The 9,527-nt window shown below is 43.4% G+C and carries 9 protein-coding genes; all 9 read left to right on the forward strand.

The window, feature by feature from the left end:
* On the forward strand, nucleotides 1–1,022 hold a 1,022-nt coding region (locus AB7U21_RS07825), incomplete at its 5' end, for a pyridoxal phosphate-dependent aminotransferase (RefSeq protein ID WP_428388120.1).
* Nucleotides 1,023–1,199: 177 nt separating this feature from the next.
* Entirely contained in the window at nucleotides 1,200–1,706 is a 507-nt protein-coding gene (locus tag AB7U21_RS07830) for a metal-dependent transcriptional regulator (protein WP_428388122.1), read from the forward strand.
* A 159-nt stretch (nucleotides 1,707–1,865) separates the two neighbouring features.
* Complete coding sequence (locus AB7U21_RS07835; protein WP_333787448.1) at nucleotides 1,866–2,102, forward strand: ferrous iron transport protein A; 237 nt, start codon at nucleotides 1,866–1,868, stop codon at nucleotides 2,100–2,102.
* A gap of 78 nt (nucleotides 2,103–2,180) precedes the next feature.
* A complete protein-coding gene (feoB, locus tag AB7U21_RS07840) occupies nucleotides 2,181–4,175 on the forward strand; it encodes a ferrous iron transport protein B (RefSeq protein ID WP_428388124.1) in 1,995 nt (664 codons plus the stop codon).
* Nucleotides 4,176–4,184: 9 nt separating this feature from the next.
* Complete coding sequence (locus AB7U21_RS07845; RefSeq protein ID WP_333787450.1) at nucleotides 4,185–4,664, forward strand: hypothetical protein; 480 nt, start codon at nucleotides 4,185–4,187, stop codon at nucleotides 4,662–4,664.
* 38 nt (nucleotides 4,665–4,702) lie between these two features.
* Nucleotides 4,703–4,936 carry a hypothetical protein gene (locus tag AB7U21_RS07850; RefSeq protein WP_428388126.1) on the forward strand — a complete coding sequence of 78 codons (234 nt, stop codon included), beginning with the start codon at nucleotides 4,703–4,705 and terminating at the stop codon, nucleotides 4,934–4,936.
* A gap of 217 nt (nucleotides 4,937–5,153) precedes the next feature.
* Nucleotides 5,154–6,770: a methylamine methyltransferase corrinoid protein reductive activase gene (locus AB7U21_RS07855; RefSeq protein ID WP_333787452.1), complete on the forward strand. Its 1,617-nt coding sequence runs from the start codon at nucleotides 5,154–5,156 to the stop codon at nucleotides 6,768–6,770.
* 34 nt (nucleotides 6,771–6,804) lie between these two features.
* Nucleotides 6,805–7,905: a GTP-binding protein gene (locus AB7U21_RS07860; RefSeq protein ID WP_333787453.1), complete on the forward strand. Its 1,101-nt coding sequence runs from the start codon at nucleotides 6,805–6,807 to the stop codon at nucleotides 7,903–7,905.
* 729 nt (nucleotides 7,906–8,634) lie between these two features.
* On the forward strand, nucleotides 8,635–9,396 hold the full coding sequence (gene mtaC / locus AB7U21_RS07865) for a methanol--corrinoid protein MtaC (protein WP_428388129.1): 762 nt from the start codon (nucleotides 8,635–8,637) through the stop codon (nucleotides 9,394–9,396).
* Nucleotides 9,397–9,527 lie beyond the last annotated feature (131 nt).

Consider the following 9,527-nt stretch of genomic DNA (forward strand, 5'->3'; position numbering starts at 1 on the left):
TTACCACAGCGCCACATATATGTGAGGCGGCTTCTGAAGCTATGTGCGCAGGTGAAACTAAATATACTCACAGCCAGGGTATCCCTCAACTGCGCAAGGCTATAGCTGACAATTATAACAGGAAATTCGAGCTGGACATTGATCCCGGACAGATCATTGTGACCTCGGGAACAAGTCCAGGTCTGTTGTTGCTCTTCATAGCTCTGTTAGAGCAGGGGGACGAGGTAATCATGTCGAACCCGCATTATGCGTGTTATCCTAACTTTGTCAGGGCGATGCAGGCCAGCCCTCGTTTCATCTATACTAAAGAAGAAGGCGGATTCATCCTGGAGCCATCTGAAGTCTGCAAGGCCATAAATTCCAAAACAAAAGCCATACTTGTAAATTCTCCCTGCAATCCTACGGGGCAGGTGATGACTGCAAAGCAGCTTATGGAGCTTGCAGTGATTGCCGGGGATGTGCCCATTATATCTGATGAGATCTACCAGGGACTGGTCTATGAGGGTGAGGATCACACTATACTTGAATATACCGATAATGCTTTTGTTCTCAACGGTTTTTCAAAACTGTATGCAATGACTGGCTGGCGATTAGGGTATTTGATATCCCCCAAACAGTATGTACGCACATTGCAGAAGATACAGCAGAACTTCTTCATATCTACCAACTCTTTTGTTCAGCATGCAGGTGTGGCTGCGCTCAACGGTCCTCAGGAGCAGGTTCTTGAGATGGTCAGAACCTATGACAAACGCAGGCGCTACATGCTCGAGAGGATAAGAAAAATAGGACTGAATGTAAGAGCAGAGCCTATGGGTGCTTATTATATACTGGCAGATGCGAGGCAGTATGGGGCAAGTTCACTGGAACTTAGCTGGAGGATCCTGGAAGAAGCAGGAGTTGCTGTGACTCCAGGCATTGATTTTGGTGAAGGGGCTGAAGGTTATCTACGATTTTCGTATGCTAATAGTATCGAAAATATCGCAGAAGGTATGGACAGGCTTGAAAAGTATCTGAACGGATGATCCTCGGTTTCGGTTCCAGTGAGTTTTAATAAATGCTTTTGGGAAGAGTGCACCATAAATCTGTTTCCAGTAAATATATTCTCCTTTCTGGTCAGTATATAAACAAATCGCTACACTTAAATAGTAATGTAACTCTCATTCCAAACGTTATTAGCTTATCTAGGCAAGGTATGCCACATGACCACTGAAACCACTGAAAGAACTGAAGACTATTTGAAGACAATTGAGAAAATAATCGAAAAGAAAGGTTATGCTCAGGTAAAAGATGTATCCAGAGAACTGGATCTCAGTTCTCCCAGTGTCACTGGTATGTTCAAGAAGCTCACTAAAATGGGGTACATCAATTATGAGAAGTATGGTGGTGTCACACTCACCGCTGAAGGAGAAAGGATAGCAAAGAAAACAATGGAAAAACATAGCACTATCCGGGATTTCCTGCTGATCATCGGCCTTGATGAAGAAATAGCCAACCATGACGCATGCAGGATAGAGCACATACTTACTCCTCAAACCTTCGACAGACTCACAAAGTTCGTGGAATATATGAACTTCAATCAGGAATTGCCTTTATGCCTTGATCATTTTAAATACTTCTATGAGACCGGTGAAAATATAGATTGCACACTTTCTTCCAGGGGCGAGTGTCCGGTTCATGGAAAAGATCACAAGGCAAGCCAGAAATGAGATGTTAAGGACTACTCTCTGTTCTTGCCTTCTATAGATATCTGCTTTATTTATAATGATTTTTGTGTACTTAAACAAATTAGCTAATCCGAAATTGCTATATATCTAAAATCCTGTTTAATGCTCAAAAATAGCAGTTTTGTAAAAAAGGGACATATAATGGTGGAAAGTACACTTAATGATCTTCGACCAGGGGAAAAGGCAAGAATAATCAAAGTTCTTGCCAAAGGTACGGTAAGAAGGAAGCTTATGGACATGGGAATGGTCCCGGGTTCGGAAATAGAAGTGGTGAGGACTGCACCTTTGGGTGATCCCATCGAGTTCCGTATCAAAGGTTACAGTCTGTCCATGAGAAAGCAAGAAGCTGCGAACATTGTGGTAGAGACCATTGCATAATATCGGACAGCAGGATATTTTATATGAGGCCAAATAGTGCCTTTCCGTGTGTTTCTATCGATCTATGGTGGGGAAACAATGGCAGATAACAGGATAAGAGTAGCTCTTACAGGTAATCCTAATGTGGGCAAGACCACACTTTTCAATGTGATTACCGGTTCCAGGCAGCATGTGGGAAACTGGCCGGGTGTGACAGTTGAAAAGAAAAGCGGTCTTAAGATCTACAAAGGATATGAAATCGAGGTCATTGACCTTCCCGGAACTTACAGCCTTACTGCTTATTCTCTGGATGAGGTTGTAGCCAGGGACTTCATTGTTGATGAAAAGCCCGATGTAGTGGTCCAGATAGTGGATGCTACCAATATCGAAAGAAATCTGTATCTGACCACGCAGCTCATGGAACTTGGTTCAAAGATGATCATCGCCCTCAATATGTATGATCTCGCAGAAGAAAGAGGGGACAAGTTGCATGTAGAGAAAATGGAGAAGATCCTTGCTATGCCGGTAGTCCGTACCATCGCAAGCGATGACGTAGGTATATCTGAACTTTTGGACACGGTGATAGCTGAAAAGCAAAAGGAAAACCATCATGCTCGGGAAATAGGTTATGGCGATGAGATCGAATCCAGGATAATAGAGATAGAGAAGGTGCTTTCTCAGGACAAGGAACTTGCCTCAAGGTATCCTCTGAGGTGGCTGGCTGTAAGGCTCTTGGATGGAGATGAGAACATCCTTCGTAAGATCGCCGGAAGTAGTATAGCCCCAGAGATTAAAAGCATCCTTGCAAGCCTGGACATTGAAGGATATGAAGCTCTGATGGCAGATAAAAGGTATGAGATCATAAGTGCCATGTTCCCTCAGATGTGCGAACGCTGTATGACGCGTATGACCACTTCGGATATGATCGACCGTGTCATGACCAATAAGTATCTGGGTATTCCTATATTCCTGGCTCTTATGTGGGGTGCCTTTGAGCTTACTTTCAGTTTTGCCAATCCCTTTATGACCATTATTGAAATGATCTTTATATGGTTAGGGGAAGTGGCAGCAGTTCACATTCATCCGGATTGGCTTGCATCGTTGGTGGGAGAAGGTATTATTGGAGGTGTAGGATCAGTGTTCTCGTTCATACCCAACATCTTCATCCTTTTCTTCCTGCTTTCTATGCTTGAGGATAGCGGCTATCTGGCCAGAGCAGCTTTTATTGTGGACAGGGTCATGTACAAGATCGGATTGCAGGGCAAGTCCTTTATCCCCATGCTACTTGGGTTTGGATGCAACGTACCTGCTATTATGGCAACTCGTAGCATAGAGGACAGAATGGACCGTATGGCTACCATCATGGTGGTCCCTTTTATTTCCTGCGGGGCAAGGTTGCCTATCTATATACTGTTTGCAGGTACTTTTTTCAGTAAAAATGCCGGAACTGTTATCTTTTGCATATATCTGTTGGGGATTCTTGTAGCTGTAGCCTCTGCAAAGCTATTGCGCACTACCACTCTTAAAGGTCATCCGGCCCCATTCATCCTGGAGCTTCCGCCATACAGGGTCCCAACTTTAAAGAGCAGTATACGTCATATGTGGGACAACGGTTCGATGTACATTAGAAAAGCCGGAACTATAATCCTGGGGGGTTCTGTAGTTATATGGCTGCTGGCTGCCTTGCCATGGGGAGTTGAATATGGCAGCGAGGACAGTTTTATAGGCATTATAGGGCATGCCATTCAGCCTCTTCTTGGTCCTCTTGGCTTTGACTGGAAGATCTCTGTGTCCCTGTTATTCGGCTTCGTGGCCAAGGAGATAGTTGTTGCATCTCTTGGGGTTCTATATGGGGTTGGTGATGACCAGTTTGCCCTGACGGACAGCTTGCTTGCTGATCCGAACATGTATGGTATCACAGCACTGAGCCTGATGGTTTTCAGTCTGCTGTATATGCCCTGCATAGCAGTGGTAGGGATCATAAAAAAAGAAACTGGTTCATGGAAATGGACTGCTTTTTCCGTAGCTTATGGGTTAGCCGTTGCCTGGCTGTTGGCCTTTATAGTTTTCCAGGGAGGAAAGCTGCTTAATTGAGGGATGTCTATGGAACAATATTCGGGCCGATCAAAAGAAAAGATGTTTTTCGCATTCCTTGCCGGCTTCCTGTATCTGCTGGCAGGAAGTGTCCAGTTCGTTTTCAGTTTATCCACTATGTTGGATCTGTTTCCGGTGATATCCTCTGAAAATGGTCTTATTGGGATACTCTTTGCACCTTCGGATCTGATAGGTAGTTTGATACTGGTGCTTATTGGCAGTATCTTCATTTATGGTCTGATGGAACTAAGAAGCGGATTGAACGAAGGCATTGCTTATATATATGTAGGCATACTGATCTCACTACTATTTGCAACAGTTTACGTGCTTGTGATGGCCGGTAATTGGATGGATTCATTTTTGTTGAATGGTCCGGAAACTAACGGCTGGGATCTTTTATATGATCTTAGGCCTGGAATATATCTCGGGATACTGCCATTATGCGGATACCTTATATGGAGAAAAGAATTCAGGGCCATGAACAAGTAAACTAGGTAATTTACATGATCTCTGAGTTATTAAGGCATATGTTTGTTGAAAGGATGTCACTGAACGAAACTGCTGGTATCATGGGTATGTCAGGACAACAGTTAAAAGACAGGATCAGGACAGTGGAACAGATGGGCTATATCAGAAAGGCAGATAATGCCATTTCTCAGGAATGTGGTTCATGCTCTTCATGCAATGCATGTCCCACTGGTTTTGGAACCGTGCAATATGTGCTCACTGATAAGGGATCCAAACTAATTGAAAAAAGCTAAGTTTTTTAGTTTCCCGGAATCCAGCAGGCTTGACGTTCATACTATATTAAAGTATGCAGTTACTGACAGGATATGGCAGTAGTCTTAATATATTAACTTTTTCTTCGGCAGAGAAAACAAACCCGCATGTTTTTTCTAGGATGTGATGTAAAAGAATATATAGTTCTCTACGAGAAGATACATAATTTATTAAGAACACATATCCAGAGGAGTAAAAATGAGACTAGGTGTTGCAGTAGATATAGGAACCAGCGGGATCCGTGCACAGAAGGTCGATCTTGATTCAGGGGAAATAAAAAAGACAGTTATTACGCTGAGAAATCCTCTGCCAGGCGCAAACATCATGGACCATCTGGATTTTGCCATTAACTATGGACAGGATCTTGCGCACGGGCTTCATGTGAATGCCGTAAGGAAGGTCATAGAGCAGCTTGGGATCAAACCTGAAGAACTCGAACGGTTGGCTATTTGCGGTAATCCTATTCAGTTGTCTATTTTCCAGGGTATACCCATTGATGACCTTGCATACGCCGGTGAAAGGAAAAAGGAAAAACTGAACATCAAAGAGCAAAAAAGAGATGCAGCTATCTTAAATTGCAGTGATATACCTGGTCTTGAGGTCTATCCGAATGCAACTTTGAGGATTCCTCCGGCCATAAAGCATGAAATAGGTGCGGATGCTCTCGCTCTGATCATTAAATCCGGTTTCCTGGAAACCACTGATATTGCCATCGCTACTGACTATGGAACTAATGCCGAGATGGCTCTGATCGTTAATGGTACCATCTACACTGGTTCTGCTGCAGCAGGCCCTGCGCTTGAAGGTCAGCAGATAGCGCATGGCAAGCTTGCTTCTCCCTTTGTGATATCTGATGTGGAGTTCGAGAATGGTAATCTAAGGAACTATGTGCTTGACGAAGAAATGAACACTACAAAAGCAAAACTCGTAGACCCAAAGAATGGCGAGGTTGTTGAAGATCATCCGCTTAAAGCCAAGGGTATAACAGGAACTGGTGTTATAGCGGTCGTTGATGCTGGTATGAAGAACGGGGTAATACAACTGCCCAAGATCAATACTCCCGACCATATCCTGCATTTGCAGGACAAGGTAAAGTTCTTTGAGCAGGATGTGAGCGAAGCAGGACTTGCCATGGGTGCTCTTCGTGCTGGCCACCTTGCTCTCTGTAAGGCTGCAGGTATCGAAGTAAGCGATATACGCAAAGCATACATGTCCGGTGCCGCAGGAACATATATGGATGCTGTCAAGGCTCATCATGTAGGCATGGTGCCCTTTAATGTGGACGAAGTGATACAAATTGGTAACACTTCACTTTCTGTTGCCAGAGAGATACTGCTTTCAGAAGAGAGGCTCTGGGAACTGCAGGACATCGCAAGGAAGATCCTGAGCAATCATGTGATGTTCGCAACAGACCCGGCATTCAAGGACGCATATATCCAGGAAATATCCTACTGGACCGAAGGCATGCCTTTCAAGATGCTTCAGAAGATACTCAAGAAAAAAGGCTTGCCTATCATAGAAGAGGCTTCAAAGACGGTCAAAGTGGACAGGCGTGTGCAGAGGGATATACCTGTGCTGGGAGAGGAGGGTCTTGAAGTGCTGGAACAGGTGGGCACTTATCTCACAATGAAAGTGGACTGCCCGGAGTGCAAGAAATGTATAAAGGTCTGCCCGACAGATGCTATTTCCATAGACGATGAAGGAGTTGTGATGATAAGGTCTGACCTTTGTGATGGCTCAAATTGCAAGAGGTGCATCAGGGCATGCCCGCCTGACCAATTCCAGTGGAAGAACCTGAAGGTAATGGAGATATGATTCTCCTTTTTTCTTTTTTATGGAAGGTATTCCAATGAGAGTAATAGTTATAGGTGGATTTCTGGGCAGTGGTAAGACCTCTACAATCATAAGACTTGGTACAGAACTCAGCGCGCAGGGTAAAAAGGTCGCTATCATCGTAAACGAGATCGGTGAGATCGGGATCGATGGAGATGTTATTTCAAAATACGGGTTGGATACCACTGAACTTACCAGTGGATGCATCTGTTGCAGTCTTAAGGTGAACATGAAGATCACTATCTCTCTGCTCATGAAGGATTTTCAGCCGGATATTTTGCTAATTGAACCAACTGGTATAGCTTTTCCCCAGGTGATCAAAAATGAGATAAATCTGATGGACCTGAGAGGAACGGTGGTTGCACCGTTGGTCACACTCATAGATGGAAGCAGGTTCAAGCAGCTCATGAAGGAGGTAAAACATTTCTCTATGAGGCAGATCATTGATGCAGAGGTTTTGGGGATCAATAAGATCGACCTTATGGAACCACGTCAGATACCTATTGTAGAAGCCTCGGTGCAGCAGCTTAATCCAAAGGCAAGTGTTATCCAGCTTTCTACAAAGCTGCAGGATGAACATTGGTACAATTTTATCAGACTGATCTTAGAAGAAGATACAGCTGGAAAGATTACAGGTGAGCTTAGAACCGTTAGCCCGGAACTACAAGCATTGGAAGGGGAACAGTCAGTTGATGAGAGCATGGATTCCATAGAAGCTTCAGGGATCAGCAGTTATGCAACAGAGTTCATTGTGGATGGCGGGAATATACTTCCGGATGTTGCCAAGACAGTTGTACTGGAAACAATGGGATTGATCAAATCCAGGGTTCTGGAACACAGTCCTGAGTTTGTGGGTCACATTAAGATGTTCCTTGAAAATGGTAGCGAGACCGTGAAAATGAACATTACGGCCTATTACGAGGAACCGATCATGGAACTTATAAGTTCAAAGACCGAGGTGCCCAGGTTCAAGATATTGTCTGCAGTTTCCAATATTGATAAAATGGCTTTGATAGATATAGTTGATTCCAGTGTTGTCGAAGCATTTGCATTAAAAGGTATAGATGTCCATAAAAAGAGCGGAAAGCATGAACATAACATTTCTTTGCGCTTATAATGTTCTCAGACCGCTGCAAAGATCATCTATCTCTACTTCTTTAATTCTTTTTAAGACTAAGCGGAATTGTGCATGTATTTATACGTTTTGCTCTATTGGATGGGTCCTTTTTTTATCAAAAAACTCTCTGCCAGTAAAATGTCCTATATATTTCTTTTGGTAAAGCGGTTTTTAACAAACTAAATTAGATTTAACAATACTCTCTTTTTTTTCTTAAAAAACAAAACAAGTTTTGTGTCTAAGCATGCTGTTGATAATTTGGTATATAAATAAATCTGAGCCAGTTTATATGCGATATATCTGTTTACTGGGATATTTCTATTACTATTCAAATAGAGGGTTTCAAAGCTTTTTATTTACTAAAAGTTCTATTATCGGCTTTAAATCAGAATCTAGTGTATTAGGTGCAGTAAAATGTGTTTCAGCGTTTCTTTAACTCTTATTTTCATTAAGCAATGCTAAAGTATTACTACATTTTAAAAAATAGATTTTTATTAAAATTATCCGGTATAATCGATTAAAATGTGGCTGCAAAAGAGGCTTTAACCGCAATACTTATATGTGCAGTAATTGTACTTGCTTGTGTGGAAAGAAAGGAGAACAGGTAGAAGGTGTTAGGTGTAAGGGGAGAGATCTCATTACAACTTCATCTGCCTGTTATCTGACTGCCACATGTTTAAGTTGCAGTGCATTTATGCGTGCAACATGAAACAATAAGGAGGTAAATAAATGGATTTAGACCCCAGTAAAATACTAATTAGGTACAATGTGCAGAAGGAGAAAGCACAGACACCTGAGGACATGGCCGCTGAGAAATATCCAAAAGCTGAGCCAGCAAAGTCAATATCCAAGGCAATCTTCGAGGGTGAAGAGGACGATGTCGTCGAAGGCCTCAAGAAAGCAGTGGCTGCCGGTGCAAACCCAATCAAAATGATTGACGATGTACTGATGCCAGGCATGAAGATCGTCACTGACCTGTATGACCAGGGTGTCATTTTCCTGCCAAACGTCATGATGTCTGCAGACGCAATGCTTGCAGGTATCGAATACTGTAAGGAGAAATCCGGTTCAGCCCCAACTCCAAAGGGTACGATCGTCTGCCACGTTGCAGAGGGTGACGTTCACGACATCGGTAAGACTATTGTTGCAGCCCTGTTAAGAGCAGCAGGCTATGCAGTAGTAGACCTTGGCCGTGATGTCCCAGTAGATGAGGTCATTGCAGCTGTCAAGAAAGAGAAGCCAATGATGCTCACAGGTACAGCACTCATGACAACAACAATGTATGCCTTTAAGGAAGTAAACGACAGGCTCCTTGAAGCTGGCATAAAGGTACCATTCCAGTGTGGTGGCGGAGCTGTGAACCAGGACTTCGTAGTCACATATGAGCTTGGTGTCTATGGTGAGGAAGCCGCAAATGCCCCACAGATGGCAGATATGATCCTTGCAGGAAAGAGCTTGAAGCAGCTGAAGGAACACTTCCACATGCACTAAATGAGGTGACAATAATGACAGTAAAAAGATACACTGAAATGGCATACAGCTAGGCCGACGACATGCTCTTCGGTAACGCAAAGCACCCAGTATAGGCTATGTGAGGTCTGGAAGTCGGTGCCGGCGAGGGT

This window comes from Methanomethylovorans sp., from assembly GCF_050177135.1.
In the GTDB taxonomy this organism is placed as follows: domain Archaea; phylum Halobacteriota; class Methanosarcinia; order Methanosarcinales; family Methanosarcinaceae; genus Methanomethylovorans.